Origin of the sequence: Variovorax sp. Root411, from assembly GCF_001425205.1 — a bacterium.
Taxonomy (GTDB): domain Bacteria; phylum Pseudomonadota; class Gammaproteobacteria; order Burkholderiales; family Burkholderiaceae_C; genus Variovorax.
In genome coordinates this window covers 247,925-264,168 of the sequence record NZ_LMDW01000020.1, presented here as the reverse complement: position 1 = coordinate 264,168, position 16,244 = coordinate 247,925, and the positions used below count along the sequence as shown (strand labels likewise).

At 66.4% G+C, this 16,244-nt stretch carries 14 protein-coding genes and 3 pseudogenes; 4 read left to right on the top strand and 13 right to left on the bottom strand.

Annotated elements, in window-relative coordinates; genetic code table 11:
* Positions 1-366 carry a hypothetical protein gene (locus ASC92_RS28350; RefSeq protein ID WP_082519723.1) on the top strand — a complete coding sequence of 122 codons (366 nt, stop codon included), beginning with the start codon at positions 1-3 and terminating at the stop codon, positions 364-366.
* Between the two features lie 22 nt (positions 367-388).
* Here the strand turns inward: ASC92_RS28350 and ASC92_RS25705 are convergent, their stop codons facing one another.
* The 9 genes and pseudogenes from ASC92_RS25705 to ASC92_RS25665 all read right to left on the bottom strand — a co-directional run bounded on the left by ASC92_RS25705 (position 389) and on the right by ASC92_RS25665 (position 8,811).
* Positions 389-1,204 (bottom strand): SDR family NAD(P)-dependent oxidoreductase, encoded by an 816-nt coding sequence (locus tag ASC92_RS25705; protein WP_056521523.1) that lies wholly within the window; start codon positions 1,202-1,204, stop codon positions 389-391.
* A 31-nt stretch (positions 1,205-1,235) separates the two neighbouring features.
* A complete protein-coding gene (locus ASC92_RS25700; RefSeq protein WP_056521520.1) occupies positions 1,236-2,837 on the bottom strand; it encodes an L-lactate permease in 1,602 nt (533 codons plus the stop codon).
* A gap of 78 nt (positions 2,838-2,915) precedes the next feature.
* Positions 2,916-3,233: an NIPSNAP family protein gene (locus ASC92_RS25695; RefSeq protein ID WP_056521517.1), complete on the bottom strand. Its 318-nt coding sequence runs from the start codon at positions 3,231-3,233 to the stop codon at positions 2,916-2,918.
* A 49-nt stretch (positions 3,234-3,282) separates the two neighbouring features.
* Positions 3,283-4,259 (bottom strand): annotated as a pseudogene (locus ASC92_RS25690) (tripartite tricarboxylate transporter substrate binding protein).
* A 35-nt stretch (positions 4,260-4,294) separates the two neighbouring features.
* Positions 4,295-5,977, bottom strand: a complete 1,683-nt coding sequence (locus ASC92_RS25685) for a thiamine pyrophosphate-binding protein (RefSeq protein ID WP_056521512.1) — start codon at positions 5,975-5,977, stop codon at positions 4,295-4,297.
* A 117-nt stretch (positions 5,978-6,094) separates the two neighbouring features.
* Positions 6,095-7,009, bottom strand: a complete 915-nt coding sequence (locus ASC92_RS25680; protein ID WP_235506007.1) for a helix-turn-helix domain-containing protein — start codon at positions 7,007-7,009, stop codon at positions 6,095-6,097.
* Between the two features lie 42 nt (positions 7,010-7,051).
* Positions 7,052-7,334, bottom strand: a pseudogene (locus tag ASC92_RS25675) (tyrosine-type recombinase/integrase); the annotation flags it as partial.
* 79 nt (positions 7,335-7,413) lie between these two features.
* Positions 7,414-8,244, bottom strand: a complete 831-nt coding sequence (locus tag ASC92_RS25670; protein ID WP_056521509.1) for an alpha/beta fold hydrolase — start codon at positions 8,242-8,244, stop codon at positions 7,414-7,416.
* 75 nt (positions 8,245-8,319) lie between these two features.
* Complete coding sequence (locus ASC92_RS25665; protein WP_056521506.1) at positions 8,320-8,811, bottom strand: ester cyclase; 492 nt, start codon at positions 8,809-8,811, stop codon at positions 8,320-8,322.
* 165 nt (positions 8,812-8,976) lie between these two features.
* On the opposite strand from ASC92_RS25665, the gene ASC92_RS25660 reads away from it, so the two are divergent.
* From ASC92_RS25660 to ASC92_RS28345, 3 genes are all read left to right on the top strand, one after another.
* The gene (locus ASC92_RS25660) at positions 8,977-9,459 is read left to right on the top strand and encodes a MarR family winged helix-turn-helix transcriptional regulator (RefSeq protein ID WP_056521504.1); all 483 of its coding nucleotides are present in this window, start codon (positions 8,977-8,979) and stop codon (positions 9,457-9,459) included.
* 97 nt (positions 9,460-9,556) lie between these two features.
* Positions 9,557-9,898 carry a hypothetical protein gene (locus tag ASC92_RS25655; RefSeq protein WP_056521501.1) on the top strand — a complete coding sequence of 114 codons (342 nt, stop codon included), beginning with the start codon at positions 9,557-9,559 and terminating at the stop codon, positions 9,896-9,898.
* Between the two features lie 9 nt (positions 9,899-9,907).
* Positions 9,908-10,363 carry a nucleotidyl transferase AbiEii/AbiGii toxin family protein gene (locus ASC92_RS28345; RefSeq protein ID WP_082519721.1) on the top strand — a complete coding sequence of 152 codons (456 nt, stop codon included), beginning with the start codon at positions 9,908-9,910 and terminating at the stop codon, positions 10,361-10,363.
* Here the strand turns inward: ASC92_RS28345 and ASC92_RS25650 are convergent.
* The 4 genes and pseudogenes from ASC92_RS25650 to ASC92_RS29700 all read right to left on the bottom strand — a co-directional run.
* On the bottom strand, positions 10,326-11,663 hold the full coding sequence (locus ASC92_RS25650; protein ID WP_056521497.1) for an HlyD family type I secretion periplasmic adaptor subunit: 1,338 nt from the start codon (positions 11,661-11,663) through the stop codon (positions 10,326-10,328). The two genes, ASC92_RS28345 and ASC92_RS25650, sit on opposite strands and share 38 nt — an antisense overlap.
* Before the next feature lie 124 nt (positions 11,664-11,787).
* Entirely contained in the window at positions 11,788-13,500 is a 1,713-nt protein-coding gene (locus ASC92_RS25645) for a type I secretion system permease/ATPase (RefSeq protein WP_056521494.1), read from the bottom strand.
* 52 nt (positions 13,501-13,552) lie between these two features.
* Positions 13,553-15,986, bottom strand: a pseudogene (locus tag ASC92_RS29705) (beta strand repeat-containing protein); the annotation flags it as partial.
* 1 nt (position 15,987) lies between these two features.
* A partial coding sequence (locus tag ASC92_RS29700) for a VCBS domain-containing protein (RefSeq protein ID WP_414820432.1) occupies positions 15,988-16,205 on the bottom strand: 218 nt, incomplete at its 3' end.
* Between the last annotated feature and the right edge of the window lie 39 nt (positions 16,206-16,244).

Genomic DNA, 16,244 nt, shown 5'->3' with positions numbered 1-16,244 from the left:
ATGAAGGAAGTGCTGCGGGCTCCGCGCCGATCCAAGGCATTCACCCTCGATTCGCTTCAGACGAAGCTGGGCAAGCTGAAGTTGAAGGATCTCACTCGCGAACGGCTCATCCAATTTGGCAAGGATCGCGCCAGGGAAGGCGCCGGTCCTGCGACCATCAGCATGGACATCGGCTACATCAAGCTGGTAGTTTCTCATGCAGCGGCCGTTCATGGGATTCGCGTCCAGGTAGAACCCATCGATCTGGCCCGCATCGCACTCAAGCGCCTGGGCTTGGTCGGCAATCCTCGCGAACGTAGCCACTCCAATGCCTGGTTCCGAGGCAGAGCGCGAGCATTCGAATATCGCCACTCGAACGCGCGATGACCGATTGAACCCTAGTCCCTTGCTATTCAGAGGGTCGCGTCGCCGTCAATCCGGTGGGCGGGCCGTCGATCGCCGTCCAGCCGCCATCCACCGACAGCGAACTGCCCGTGATGTAGCTGGCGGCGTCGGATGCAAGAAAAGCCACGGCAGACCCCACCTCCGACGGCTGCCCCCAGCGATTGAAGACGGTGTGGGCCGCATAGGTGTCGTAGATCGCCGGGCGCTCCTTGAGCGGTGCGGTAAGCCGCGTCTCGATGACGCTCGGCATGACCGCGTTGACGCGCACGCCGTAGGGGCCGACCTCGGACGCGAAGCCCTTGACCATCTGCGCGATGCCTGCCTTGGTGGCTGCATAGATTCCGAGGCCGGGCTCGATCGTCACCGCGCGCATCGACGAGCACAGGATGAGGCTGCCGCTTCCCTGCTTCATCATCGGCGCGCCGAAGCGGCGCATGAAGTGGAAGGCACCTTTCAGATTCAGGTTTACGACCTGGTCGAACTCCTCGTCGGTGTAGTCGACGATCAACTTGCGGATGTTGAGCGCCGGCGTTGCGACCGCGATATCGATGCGTCCGCGCGCGCTCAGTGTGTGCTCCGCCAGGGCGGCGATGTCCGCGCCGCTCGCGGCGTCTGTGCTTCGGGCTTCGGCAGAGCCTGCGCCCGATTGCTCGATCTGCTCGGCCGTTGCCTTCGCACCGTCCGCGTCGCGGTCCGCGCACACCACGTGCGCACCCATCGCGCCCAATGCATGGGCCGATGCCTGCCCGATCCCGGACGCTGCGCCGAGCACCACGGCTGTCCTGCCGGTGAGATCGAAGAGTTGGCGATAGTTCTGCATGCTTGAGGTCCTCGAAGGAAAGTACTGAAATTCAGGGAAGCATCCAGGCCAGCGGGCCCGTCTGCAAGTAGACCAGGGTGGAAAGCGCCATCAGCAGAAGCAGGCTCCAGCCGATCACCTTGCGGAAGATTGCGCCCTCCTGCCCGATGATGCCGACCGCCGCCGCACCGACTGCCAGGCTTTGGGGCGAGATCATCTTTCCCAGGACGCCGCCGGAGGCATTGGCCGCAGCCAGCAATGCGGGGCGAATGCCTGTCTCGTGCGCGGCAGCGACCTGCAACGCGCCGAACAGCGCGTTGGAAGAATTGTCGGATCCAGTCACGGCGACGCCGATCCAGCCGATGACCGGCGAGAGGAACGCAAAGGCGGGGCCCGTCTGCGCCATCCAGCGGCCCAGCGTGATCGTCTGTCCGGAGTAGTTCATCACGAAGGCGAGGGCCAGCACGCACAGGACGGTCGGAATGGCCCAGCGCAACTGCTTGAACGTGGCGCCATAGGTGCCGAGGGCCGTGGCAGGACGTACGCGCAGCAGCATCGCGGACAGCAGCCCGGCAAGGAACAGCAGCGTGCCGGTGGCCGACAACGAATTGAGCGTGAAGACCGAAGCCACGGGCTTGCCCGCTGCGTTGACGATGTCCACCCCCGGCCATCCGAAGCGCAGGGTGCCCGCAGAGAGCCAATGCTGCACACCCTTGGCTTGCGCGAGGGAGAAGATGGCGATGATCAGGATGTAGGGCGCGTAGGCAAGCCACACGGTGCGCGTGTCGTGCCGTGTGGTCTCGAGCGGCGATGGTTCCACGTCTTCGATGCGCTCGGGGCGAGACGGTTGCCAGATTCGCAGGAACAGGATGAGCGCGGCGGCCGAGCCCAGGGCACCGAACACGTCGGCCAGTTCGACTGATATATGGTTCGCGGCGATCCACTGTGCAGCGCCGAACGCGAGGCCCGCGACCGCGGCGGCAGGCCAGGTCTGGCGAAGACCGCGTCTGCCGTCGAGCAGCCCGACCAGGATGAGCGGGACGAACGCAGCCAGGATCGGCGTCTGGCGCCCGACGATCGCCCCCAGCAGGCCAAAGGGCTCGCCCGAGACCTGGGCCAGCGTGACGATCGGCACCGCGAGCGCACCGAAGGCAACGGGCGCAGTGTTGGCAACCAGGGCCAGCACCGCGGCTTTCATCGGCCTGATGCCGATGGCCAGCAGCATGGCGCCGGAGATGGCGATCGGCGTTCCGGAGCCTGCCAGCGCCTCGATCAGCGCACCGAAGTTGTAGGCAATGATGATCGACTGGATGCGCGGGTCCGGGCTGATCCGCGCAAAGCTGTCCTTGAGTACCGCGAAATGGCCCGACTGCACTGTCAGGTTGTAAAGCCAGATCGCGTTCACGATGATCCACAGCACCGTGAGCACGCTGAAGGCGGCGCCATAAAGCCCGACGTTGAGCGTCATGCCCCAAGGCATGCGGTAGGCGAACACGGCCACCAGAACGCAGATGGCGAGCGAGACGAAGGCTGCAACGGGCGGCGCGACACGCAGCCAGCCCAGCATGACGAACATGGCGATGAGCGGCAGCGCTGCCAGCGCCGACGACAGGAGAAGGGACCCGCCCACCGGGTCGTAGATCTGTTGATACAAGGGAATGTCTCCAAAGGGGCTTCGGGGGCGCGGCCGTCTTTTCGCGGCCATCGGATTGCGCGTGAGAGAGGCCGTGCGTCAGGGTTTGAAGAACGGTGTCGGCACCATCAGCTTCGTCTCCTGCGAGAGCAGGTAGGCGGCTTGCGCGCTTTTCTCCAGATAGCTGGCCCAGGCGGGGTCGCGCTGCATCGCCGCGCGCTTGCTGGCGCGGTCGGCTGCATCGGCGAAGACCCAGATGTGCGTGTAGCTGTTGACGTTGCCCGTCTCGGTCTGCAGATAGGCCAGCGGTTCGCCGAGGTGGCGGCGCTGGATGTCGAAGCCGTGCTCGGCATACAGCGCGAGATGGCGCTTCAGCGTGCCGGGCCGGCAGGTGTAGGTGCGTACGTCGTAGAGCATGTGGGTTCTCGATTCCTCGGGTTTCAATAAAAAGGGTTCTGCTGCGGCGTCAATCCACGGTCGCGCCGGAGCGCTCGACCAGCGCACCCCAGCGCTTCACTTCTTGCGCGACGAAGGGCTGGAAGACTTCCTGCCGGTCGCCAATCGGATCGGCGCCGAGTTCCTTGAGGCGCGCCTGCACCCCCGTGCCGGCCACCGCCTGCGCGATCGATGCGGACAGCCTCGCCACCACCGGCGCCGGCGTGCCGGCCGGCGCGAAGAGGCCGAACCACGAGCGCGCTTCCATCTGCGGATAGCCGGCCTCGGCGAAGGTCGGCACCTCGGGCAGGCTGGTGCGGCGAGCCTTGCCGGTCACCGCGAGCGGGCGCAGCTTGCCGGCCTGCACTTGGTGAGCACCTCGGGCAGGTTGGCGAACATCGCCTGGACCTGGCCGCCGATCAGGTCGGTCTGTGCCAGTGCGCCACCCTTGTAGGGCACGTGCAGCATGCGGATACCTGCCAGGGTGTTGAACTGCTCGCCCGCAAGGTGCGCCGCGGTGCCGGTGCCGCCGGAGGCGAAATTGATCTTGTCGCCCTGCGCTTTCGCGAAGGCCGCGAACTCGGCCGCGCTGCGCGCCGGTACGCCGGGATTCACCACCAGCACCAGCGGCACCGAGGCCAGGTTCGACAGCGCCGCGAAGTCCTTCGTCAGGCTGTAATCAAGCTTGCGGTAGAGGGTCGCGTTGATCGCGTGGCTCGACGTCGCCATCAGGATGGTGTAGCCGTCGGGCGCGGCGCGCGCCACGGCCACGGCGCCGATGTTGCCGTTGGCGCCGGCCTTGTTGTCGACCACGACGGGCTGGCCGAGCTGCTCCGAGAGCTTCTGTCCCACCACGCGGGCGATCACGTCGGTAGCGCCACCGGCGGCGAAAGGCACCACGATCCGGATCGGGCGCGTCGGGAAATCGGCCGAGCTCTGCGCGTGGGCCTGCACGAGCGCGCAGGCGCCCAGTGCCGCGAGGGCCGAAGCCCGCAGCGGTTTGATCATGTATGTCTCCTTGTCGTTGAAAGCAGGAATGCGGATCAGGCGGCCGCGCGCAAGGCTCTCTCGCGCAGTTCGGTCAGGGTCGCGCGCGGCGTCAGGATCTCGGGCTCGATCACCAGCTCGATGAGCGCCCCACCCGTGGCGAGGGCGCGCTGCAGCGCAGGCGCGAAGTCCTCGCTGCGCTCGACCCGCTCGGCTTGCAGGCCGAAGGACTGGGCGTAGGCCACGAAGTCCGGATTGCAGAGGTCGGTGCCAATGGGCCGGCCGGGGTAGTTCGCTTCCTGGTGCATGCGGATCGTTCCGTACATGCCGTTGTTGAAAACGATGAAGACGATCGGAAGTGCGTGGCGCTTCGCGGTCGCGAGCTCCTGCGAGCTCATCAGGAAGCAGCCGTCCCCGGCCAGGCAAACCACCTGGCGCGCCGGATGCCGGAGCTTGGCCGCGATGGCCGCCGGCACGCCGTAGCCCATCGCGCCGCTGGTGGGCGCGAGCTGCGTGTGCGGCCGGGAGAAGGCGTAGTAGCGGTGCGCCCAGGCGCTGTAGTTGCCGGCGCCGTTGGTGAGGATCGCATCAGGCTCGAGCGTGTCGCGCAGCGTCTGGATGACGCGGGCCGGGTCTAGCTTCGCCTGGCGCGTCGAGGGCGCGACATGTCGCTCGTAGTTGGCGCGCAAGCGGTCGAGCCATGCGCGCCGGGGCCCGCCCTCGACCGGGGGCATGGCGGCCGCGGCCTGCGCGAAGGGGTCCATGCTGCTCAGGATCTTGAGTGCGGGCTGGTATACGCGCCCCAGTTCCTCGGCGCAGGGCAGCACATGCACCAGCCGCTGGCGCGGCACGGGAACGTCGAGCAGCGTATAGCCGCTGGTGACGATCTCGCCCAATCGCGTGCCCACGGCGATCAGCAGGTCAGCCTCGCGCACTGCCTCGGCCAGCTCGGGATTGACGCCGATGCCGACCTCTCCTGCGTACTGCGGGTGGCGGTTGTCGAAGAGATCTTGCCGTCGAAAGGCGCATGCCACCGGCAACCCGTTCCGCACCGCAAATCGTTCGATTGCGTCGCGGCCCGGTGCATTCCAGCCCGGACCGCCGAGCAGCAGCAGCGGCCGTTGCGCGGCCGCGAGGAGTTCGCGCAGGCGCAGCATCGCGTCGGGTGCGGGGTGCGCCTGCGGCACTTCCACGCGCGACACCGTGACCGGAAAGGCGGAGTCGGTCAGCATGTCTTCGGGCAACGCCAGCACCACGGGGCCGGGGCGCCCGGACATCGCCACCGTATAGGCGCGCGCCATGAATTCAGGAACGCGCCCAACGTCGTCGATCTGCGCCACCCATTTCGCGAACGGGCCGAACATGCGCCGGTAGTCGATCTCCTGGAAGGCCTCGCGCTCGATCATGTCGCGCCCCACCTGGCCGATCAGCAGGATCATCGGTGTGGAGTCCTGAAAGGCGGTGTGCACGCCAATGCTCGCATTGGTGGCGCCTGGGCCGCGCGTGACCATGCAGATGCCGGGCCGACCGGTGAGCTTGCCGTGGGCCTCCGCCATGAAGGCAGCAGCGCCTTCGTGCCGGCAGGCCACGACGCGCACGGCGTCCTGCTGCGCATGGAGTGCATTCAGCACATCGAGGTAGCTTTCGCCCGGCACGCAGAAGATGGTGTCGGTGCCCTGCGCGAGAAGCGCGTCGACGATCAGTTGGCCGCCGGTACGGAGTTTAGGGGAGTCGTTCATCGCCAGCCATCGGACCGCCATCACGGCGGCGGAGTTGAGGAGGGATGAACTTTAGGCAGCCGAGCGCCTGGGGTGGTAGGACGATTGCGAGCTCGTCTTGTACTTTTCGGCAACCCGCTAGCGAGGCGTGCCGTAGCGCTTCTTGAACTCGCCAGGCGTCAGCTGTGTTCGCTTCTTGAAGAAGCGGCTGAAGTAGGCGTGGTCCTCGAAGTGAAGGTGGAATGCAATCTCCGCGACCCCTTTGTCGGTGTTGGACAGCAGCCGCTTGGCCTCGAGCACGAGGCGCTCGTGCACCAGTTCACCGGCGGTCTTGCCGAGCGTTCGCTTGACCGCGTCGTTGAGTTGGCGCTCGGTGACATGCAGCCGTTGCGCATAGTCGCGCAGCGGACCGAAGTCGAGGTAGTGCTGGTCGATCAGGACCTTGAAGCGCCTGGTCAGGGAGTAGCTTTGCGGCGACGCGCCGTGGGCGCTGCGCGCCGGATAGAGCCGCCGCAGCCTCGTGAGCAGCACGAGCAGGTAGGAGCGCACGATGTCCAGCCGTCCTTCGGCCCCGCCGAGCATTTCACTTTCCATCTCCTGCAGCAGCGGCAGCAGCGCGTCGTGCCGGGCCTGGTCGAGGTAGAGCACGGGCGAGTCGGAGGCGATGTGGAAGAAGGGATATTGCGCGATGTCGTCGGCGCGAGGAAACATCTGCACGAAGAACTCCGTGCTGAAGTTGATGACGAAGCCCTTCGGCTGCACGGTCGAACTCCAGGCATGCAACTGGCCGGGTGACACGAAGAACACCGCATTGGCCCGCGCCTCGAAGGTCTCGAAGTCGAGCAGGTGCGTGCCGGCCGCCTCGCTCATCCAAAGCAGGTGATAGTAGTTGTGGCGGTGCGGAAAGCCCCGCGGGATATCCGGTCGATCCTCGAGCCGCACGAGGTCGAAATAGAACGCCCCCTCTTCACCGCTGAAGTCGGAGCTGTCGAAGACTGGAAAATCTGCGGTGGGCACGGCGGGGGAGGTCTTCGAGAGGTCTTGGGCGATCAACGCACGGCATTATCCGACTGCGACTGCGACGGGTTCGCCGCGTCAGTTCCGATTCAGCGACACGCTCCGTCCGCAATGGTCAGGGTTGTCCGACTCCTGCCCGCGTGACACCTCGATGCCGAGGTATCTCACCATGGACTCGAGTTTAGAGTGCCCGAGGAGCAACTGCACCGCGCGCAAGTTCTTTGTGCGTCGATAGATCAACGTCGCCTTTGTGTGCTGCATCGAATGGGTCACATAGTCGGCACGATCCAGTCCCGGTTCATCAACCCCAGCGCCCAAGAATTCGGGCGTACTGGCGAGTCCCCAGGTGGGGTCCATGATGGTCTCCCATCGAGTTACGGGCTTGCAGGATGCGTCTTCCGGGGCAGCACCCGAGCATCGCGGGCGCCCTAGCCTCCCTCCTATGTGCCAACAGCTGCCGCAAAGTCCGCCAGGAGACGGTTGAACACGTCCGGTTTCTCGCGGAACACGGCGTGGCCGACGTTCGGGACTTGATGCATCTTCGCGGCGGGCACCCGCTCCTGGATATGCTGGCTCCCCGCCGGCAGCAGAATGCCGTCGTCGCTGCCATGGACCAGCATGACCGGCCGTTGCAATGACGTGAGCACGTCATCGTTGTCGAGTTGGCGACTGAACAGTCCCAGCCGCACCGCCGGCGGAACCGCGCAGTTGAATCCGAGGGTCTCGTAGTAGTCGCTGTCCGACATCGGCGCGGCCTCGCAGTCGCGTACGAACTGGCCCAGCGTCGTGACTGCCTCGGCCGCGTCATTGCTGAAGAGCGCCGGGATGTGCTGCGTCAGCTTCGGGCCCAGCAGGGCCATCGCCTCCGGGCTTCCGACTTTGGTCACGGCGCTTACCAGTGCCAAGCCGGCCACTCGGTCTTGCCCGTGGCGGCGCAGGTAGTCGCACACTACCAGCCCCCCGTACGACCAGCCGACAAGCACGACTTGCGGTGCGTCGACTGCGTCAATCAGACGCGCGACGTCCTCCGCCCACAAATCACTGTCGGTGTAGTGGCCAGCATCGGTGGGTTTGTCGGACTGGCCGTGGCCGCGCAGGTCCATCGCCACCAGGCGATGGTGGCCCAGAAGCGGGCTGGCGAACTGGTGCTTCCAGCTGAGCGCACTCTGGGAGAAGCCATGGACAAAGATGATGGGAGCGCCCTGGCCCGCGACCGAGTCGAGCACGCTCAGGGCAAGGCCGCCGCCACCGGTGATTGATTTTCGTTGCATGGGATATCCGTTGATGAAGTGAATACGCGGCCCCGGTCGCTGGAATGCCGACCGGGGCCACTCGCAAGCCAGGGCTCAGGCCACGCGTTGGGCCAGTCCCACGCCGGTGGGCGCATCTGCCTCACCGCGCATCTGGCGCAACACGGTCTCCAGGTCGAAGTACACGCGCTCGGTCAGAAGCTTGCCGGATTCAGCGCCGCTGCCGAACAGGTAAAAGGCCGCCAGTTCGAACTTCACTTTCTGGCCGGTGGGTGGAACCCCGCAGAACTCGGCCCGATGGGTCCCAGTAACGGTGACTTCGCGGATGGAGCAGCCAGGCACGTCGTACTCCGCAGTGTTGACCAGCTTAAAGTCCGGCACCGCTGCGTCGAACGCCGTGTAGAAGTCGACCACCCCCTTGAATCCCGCGAAGTGCGTCGAAAGCGGCACAACGTCGTACGACGCGCGTTCATCACGGATGAAGGTCTCGTAGACCGCCGGCCAGTCGTGCGCATTTTCGCCACGCATGTGCTCGACGATGCAGGCGCGCTGCAGGGCGACGCGCTCTTGGTCACTCAGTGTTGTCATGTCGTTTGTCTCCGGGTGAGGTTCGTTGGGGCTGGCACAGCGCGGTCGATGGTCCGTGCTGCACAGCGCGAGTATATAAATACCATTGCTAATATCAACTCTGTTTACTATTGATACGGTAAGTACAATCCCGCATCGCCCTCGCGCCATGCATCACATGCACCGATGACCACTCGCACGCCAAGAAAGACTGCCTCCCCCCTTGCAGACCCGAAGCCAGGGGCGCTGGTTCAGATCGATGCCATCGACGAAGCCATCGTGGCGTTCCATGTTGCGTTTCGCAACGTTGTCGACGGCGCCGACGAAAAGCTGGCCGAGCAAGGCATGGGGCGAACGCATCACAAAATCTTGTTTCATACGGCGCGGCATCCGTGCTGTCCGGTGTCGGAGGTTCGCGACTTCATCGGCGTATCGCGCCAAGCGCTTCAGCGACCGCTGAATGACCTGCATCGCGCGGGTCTGGTGCAGACGTTGGTATCGCCCGAGAATCGGCGCATTCATCAGCTTGTTCTGACGCCAGCGGGTCTTGCGTTGGAACAGCAAATCACGGCCCTGGTCCGGGTTCACTTCCAGGCCGCATTCAAGGCGGTGGGCGCGAGCAGCCGAGCGCAGTGGCTGGCCGTCATGCAGGCGCTCGGCACCGTCTAACGACGACCCCTGGCAAGGAGCAGTCGCTCGGCGCTGCGACAGAATTTCCAGGAACGCGCGCCGCCATCGACAAGACGCTGCAACGCATGGTGGCGCGTTGCGCCGGATCGACCGCGGCTTGTACGACCGCCCTGCCCTCAACAGTCTCACCAAGCGCCCGCCTCACCGGACGGCGTTGCACTGGCTCAAGGACACGCTGCCCGGCGACGGCGATCGCATCAGAAAGACGCTGGCGCGCCTTCTCGGCGATCCGAAACACGGCGACGGCATCCGGAACGACTTGACGCAAGGCTTCAGCGTTTTGCCCGCGATGCAAAGCTTCCTCAGGACCATTCCTGGCTTCGACCCGATGCCATCCGCTGATCCGCCTGATCCGGCGAAGGCCGCCTCACGGCGCAGGCCTTCGCCCGCGTGCAGCACCCCGGCGGTGTCGCGATGAATACAGCCTATGAGGGGCGGGACATTCCCCTCGAAAGCCTTCGACCTCATCCCCCGCTTCTCTGAGGACATCGACATCACGGTGTTCCGCGAAGACATCGGACAGGCCGTCGAGCCCGCCGAACTTGATGCGCTCAGCGGGAAGCAGCAACGCAAGAGGCTCGATGCAATCCGCGAGGCCTGTCAGGCATTCATCAACGGTTCGTTGACGAGCCAGCTTGCGCAGCGCGTCGATGCCGTTGGGAAGGGCCGCGTGAAACTGGAGCGCGATCCGGACGACGCGGATGGACAAACCTTGCTGCTCTGGTATCCGCCAGCAACGGCACGGACGAATGACCATGAACGTTTTTCAAGCGCAAGGCGCGCACGGCGAATGCCTGCATTTTGCCCCCGTGCGCCAGCGCCGCCGCACGCGGGGCCGCGGCGCATCAACGCTCGCGCGCGGCGCGGCGCAGCACCTGGGTGATCGGCTCCACCATGTACTGGAGCGCGGTGTGCTCCTCTCCCTGCAGGTAGATCTCGGCTGGCATGCCGGCGAGCAGCTTCAGGTCTCCCGCCGTCGCGAGCGACGCCGGGTCGGCCTCGACCAGCACCGAGTAATACGGAGCGCCGGTCGCATGGTCGATCAGGCGGTCGCCCGACACATAGACCACCTTGCCGTGCACCAGTTGCGTGGTGCGGTACTTGAATGCCGTGAAGCGGATCTCGGCCGGCTGCCCGCGCTGGATCCGGCCGATGTCCTCGGGGCGCACGCGCGCATCGGTCACCAGGCGGGTGTCGTCCGGCACGACGTCGGCGATGGTCTCGCGCGGCGGAATCACCGCGCCGGGCGTCGAATACTTCAGATCGATGATCTCGCCGCTGGCCGGCGCCGTGATCACCTGGCGCTCCGAGGCGTCGGCCGACTTGCGCCGCTCCTGCTCGATCTCGGCCAGCCGCGCCGCCGTGACCTTGAGCTGGTCGCTCGCCTGCTGGCGGTAGTCGCTCTCGAGCGAGCGGATGCGCAGATCGGCATCGACCGTGCGCTGCTCGGCGCGCGCCAGCTCCGCGCGCCGCTCCTCGATCTTCACGCCGTAGTCGGCCACGGTGCCTTCGAGCTGCGCGATGCGCGTGGCCGAGATGAAGCCATCCTTGAGCAGCTTGCGGTTGGTCTCGAGTTCGTTCTTCTGGAACTTCATCGACTCGCTCGCCTGCAAGATCTGGGCGCGCAGCGCAACGATCTCCTCAGTGACCTTCTCGCGCTGCGAACGCAGCAGGCGCACCTGCCCCACCAGCGCATCGCGCCGCGCCTCGAACAGGGCGCGCTCCTTGTCCAGCTGCGCTGCCAGGCGCGGGTCGGCTGCCGCGGTCTCGACCACGTCGGGAGCGAAGGTGATCGCGCGTGCCATGGTCTGCTCCGCGTCGAGCCTCGCGAGGCTGGCGCGCTCGGTCTTGACGCGGTGGTCCAGCCGGTTCCTGTCGGCATCGACCGAGACGTCGCCCAGCACCAGCAGGGGCTCGCCCTGCCGCACATGCTGGCCGTCGCGCACCAAAACCTCGCGCACGATGCCGCCTTCGGCATGCTGCACCGGGCGCCGGTTCAGGTCCACCTTCACATGGGCCTGCGCCACCACGGCGGACGACAGCGGGGCGAAGCCCAGCCACGCGGCGGCCGGCAGCAATCCGCAGACCAGCACGGCCAGGCCCCATTGCGTCAGGCGACGCGCTTCGCGCATATGCAGCGCCAGAGGGTCGTTGGCCGCGATCGCATGCGCTGTGTGAGTCATCGGACAACCTCCGTGCTKCGCACTSCGGTGCGAGCTTGCTTGGGGCGGCCCGGCGCGGCAAATCGGAGTACCTCCGTGCTTCGCACTCCGGTGCGAGCTTGCTTGGGGCGGCCCGGCGCGGCGCTCATGACACCTTCTCCGCAGGGCGCGCCGGCATCATCACCACCTGGGCGCTGCCCGCGTTCTGGCCCGAACGCCTGATCGTCTGCATCACCTCCGCCGCCGGTCCGTACTGCTTGACGCGGCCGGCCTCCAGCACCAGCAGCTTGTCCATGTGCTGCACCAGCGCGCTGCGGTGCGTGACGACGACCACCGTGACCTGCCCGCGCAGCGCCTTCAAGGCCTCGCCCAGCGCCAGTTCGCCCGCCCCGTCCAGGTTGGAGTTGGGCTCGTCCAGCACCAGCAGCTTCGGGTTGCCATAGAGCGCGCGTGCCAGCGCGATGCGCTGGCGCTGGCCCGGCGACAGCATCACGCCCATGTTGTCGACGACGGTGTCGTAGCCCTCGGGCAGTGCCAGGATCAGCGCATGCACGCCGGCACGCTGCGCCGCTTGCACGACCTTGTCCGGATCGACCTCGCCCAGCCGCGCGATGTTGTCGGCGACGGTGCCCGCGAACAGCTCGACGTCCTGCGGCACATAGCCGAGCCAGGGGCCGAGTTCTTCGCGCGGCCATTGCGCGAGGTCGACCTCATCCAGCCGTACGACACCTGCATGGGGCCGCCACAGGCCGGTCAGCAGGCGCACCAGGGTCGACTTGCCGGCACCGCTCGGGCCAGTGATGGCCAGCGACTCGCCGGGCTCCAGGCTCAGCGATACGCCGGCGAGAATCATCCGCTCGCCCTGCGGAGGACGGAACACGAGGCCCTCCGCGTGCAGGCGGCCGCTCGGCGCCGGGAGCGCCATGCGTTGCGGCTGCCGCTCGGCGGCACCCAGCACCTCGGACAGGCGCGCGAAGGCCAGGCGCCCCTCGGCCAGCACGCGCCAACTCCCCACCACCTGTTCCACTGGCGCCAGCGCCCGGCCGAGCAGGATGGTGCAAGCCACCAGGATGCCCGGCGTGCCTTCGCCCGTGATGACGAGGTAGGCGCCCAGTGCCTGCAGCAGGACCTGCACCGCCTGGCGCGTGGCGCGCGTGAGCGCTGCCATCGCCACCGACTTGCGTGCGGTCGGCCCCTGCCGCGCGGCGACGCCGGCATTGAGATCCCGCCAGCGCCCGATCACCGCCTCCCCCATTCCGAGCGATTGCGCCAGCTCTGCGTTCTGCATCGAGGCTTCGAGGTAGCGCGTGGCCCTGGCGGCCTCCTTCTGCAGGGCTTCGATATCGCGGCGCGTGATGCGGTCGTTCACCACGGCAAGGACGAGCATCAGCACCGACGCGGCAGCGGCGGCCATACCCAGCATCGGATGCGCCATCCAGATGACCGCGACATAGACGAATGTCCATGGCACATCGAACAGGGCCAGCAGGCCCTGGGCGGAAAACAGGCTGCGCAGCGCCGCGACGTCGCGCAAGCCTTCGGAAGGCACGCGCTCGGCGCGCCGCGCCGTGCGGGCCAGCATGACCTTGGCCACCACCGGAGACAGCTGATCGGCGATCAGATTGCCCGCGACGCCCTGCAGCCGGCTGCGCAGGTAGTCCAGCATCAGCATCAGGCCGAGCGCCACGGCGACGCCGAGCAGCAGCACCAGCAGCGTCTCCCGGCTCTGGCTCGTCAGCACGCGGTCGAAGACCTGCAGCATGAAGAGCGCTGGGGCGAGCAGCAGCAGGTTCACGAAGAACGAGAAGCCCGCGACAAAAAGAAGCGGTCGCTCGAGAAGCTGGAGAAGAGGCTTCATGTCGATTTCTCTCCGGTGTTGCCACCTGCATGCGCGGGTGGCGGGCGGTTTCTCACAGGCCGACCTTGATGTCGTTGCTGTCGAAGGTGTCGGCCGGATTGCTCAGCGTCAACGTTGCCACGAGCGTGCGGTTGGCAGCGCCCAGGCCGTCGGCGTCGTAGTACAGGTTGCCCGTCGCACTGTCGTAGATCACGTGCACGCCCGCCCCCACCACGTCTCCCGCGCCGCCGCCGTTCAAGGACGCGAACTCGGCTGCCGACAGCGTGCTTCCGCTTGCAGTCGTGAGCGCCGTGAACGTGCCGCGCGACAGCTCGATCAGGTCGCTGTTCGCCACCGATCCCGAAGCATCGAAGTCGGTGATCGAATCCACAGCGTTGGGTGCCGAGTCGAAGACGAAGGTGTCGTGGCCCGCGCCGCCGGTGAGTATGTCGGCGCCGGCCCCACCGACGATGCGGTCGTCGCCCGCAAGGCCGTTGATCACGTCGTTGCCGCCGCCGCCGCGCAATTGGTCATTCGACGCCGAACCGGTGATCGTGTCGGCGAAGGCCGTGCCGATGACGCCCTCGAAGTTCCTGTAGCTGTCGGTGCCGAGCCCGGCCGCGCTGGCATTGAAGATCGTCGTGCTGCTGCTTTGCGTCAGCGTGAACGTGAGCCCGGCGGTGCCGTCCGAGAAGTCGAGCAGGTCGCCGGCGCCAACTGCCCCATCGAGCGTGTCGTTGCCGCCGCCGCCGCGGATGATGTCGTTCGAGGCGCTGCCGGTGAGGGTGTCGGCGTTGCCAGTGCCGATGACGCCCTCGATGTTCCGGTAGGTATCGGTTCCAAGCGAACTGGGTCCGTTGAAGGTGGTGTCACTGCCGGACTGCGTCAGCGTGAAGGTGATACCGGGGCCACCAACCGTCGCATCGGAGAAGTCGATCAGATCCTCCGTGCCGGCCCCGCCGTCGATATTGTCGTTGTTGGCGCCTCCACGCAGCACGTCGTTTCCGTCGCCGCCGTTGAGGTTGTCGTTGTTATCGCCGCCAATCAGCAGGTCCGATCCCGAGTTGCCATTCAGCTGATCGTTGCCACTGCTGCCGACGAGAACCGATTGGAATGCACCGTCGCTCAAGGTGTCGCCACCCGCCTTGCCGTCGATATAGGAGCCTTGGTAGTTCGCGACGCCCGTGAGGTCGACGGTGTTTGCGCCCGAGGTCGTGTCCAGCACGTTCAGCGTAACGGAGCCGGTCGCGGTCCCGCCGGCGCCATCGCTGAGCGTGTAGTTGAGCGTGACGACTGTCGGGCTGGCTACCGTGCCCCCGGCCGATCCTGTCGTGAACGAGAAGGTCCCATTCGGGTTGATGGTGACCGGGGTGGCCAACGTTCCGGTAACGACGCTGATCGCGATCACACTGAGCGCGGCACCGTCAATGTCCGTGTCATTGGTCAGCAGCACACTGGTTGACAGCGTCACGTCGGTGCCGTTCGACACGTAGAGCACGTCGCTGGCCGGAGCGGGGTTGTCGTTGACGGCCGCCACGGTGATGCTCGCCGTATCGGTGGCGCTCGAAAACGCAGAGCTGCCTCCGTTCGTCAAAGTGCTGGCCATGCTGCCCGCCGTGCCGCTCGTCTGGTCCCAGGCGTGGAAGGTGATGCCATCGCTGACTGTTCCATTGAAGTTCGAATTCGCCTGGAAGTAGACACGCGTGTTCCCGTCGGCGGCCAACAGCAGCGCGGACGCGTTCGACACCGCACCCACCGCTGCCCAGCTGGCGCCGCCGTTGGTGGAATACCACCAGCTTCCGTTGGCCGCATTCACGCCCGACAACGCAATTCCGGTGATGGCGCCGTTGTCCGCATCGGTCACGTTGTCGAGGCCGCCGACCGGCGGATTCAGGTTCACCAGGCTCGATACGAGCGTCCCGACAGCCCCGACCGGTGCGCCGGCGTCCTCGTTGACCGATGCCAGGGCGGGCGTCGCGGCAGCACTCAGGACCGGTGCATCGTTGGTGCCGGCGATGGTCACGGTCACCACCCGGCTGGCGGTCCCGTCGGACGAGACCGCGGTGAAGCTGTCGCTGATCGATTGACCTGCAGCCAGCTGCTGGATTGCCGTCTGGCCATTGTTGGCCGTGTAAGTCCAGTTGCCGTTGGCTGCCAATGCGAAGCTGCCGTAGCCGTTGCTGCCGGCGGTGCCGCCTTGGGCTGTGAAGCTGGACTGACCCGCGTCGACATCGGCAATCGTCAGCGCGCCGCTGGCCACGAGGCTGCCCCCGGACACCGCAACGTCTTCTTGCACCGCAGCGCTGGCCACACCACCAATTGTCGGTACGTCGTTGGTGCCGGTGATCGTCACGGTCACTACTTGGCTGGCGGTTCCGTCGGACGACACAGCGGTGAAGCTGTCGCTGATCGATTGACCGGCGCCAAGCTGCTGGATTGCCGCCTGGCCGTTGTTGGCCGTGAAGGTCCAACTGCCATTGGCCGCGAGCGTGAAGCTGCCATAGCCGNGCGGTGAAGCTGTCGCTGATCGATTGACCGGCGCCAAGCTGCTGGATTGCCGCCTGGCCGTTGTTGGCCGTGAAGGTCCAACTGCCATTGGCCGCGAGCGTGAAGCTGCCATAGCCGTTGCTGCCGGCGGTGCTCCCCTGGGACGCGAAGTTCGACTGGCCCGCATCCACATCGGCGATCGTCAACGTGCCGCTGGCCGCGAGGCTGCCACCGGACACCGCAACATCTTCTTGCACCACGCCGCTGGCGACGCCGCC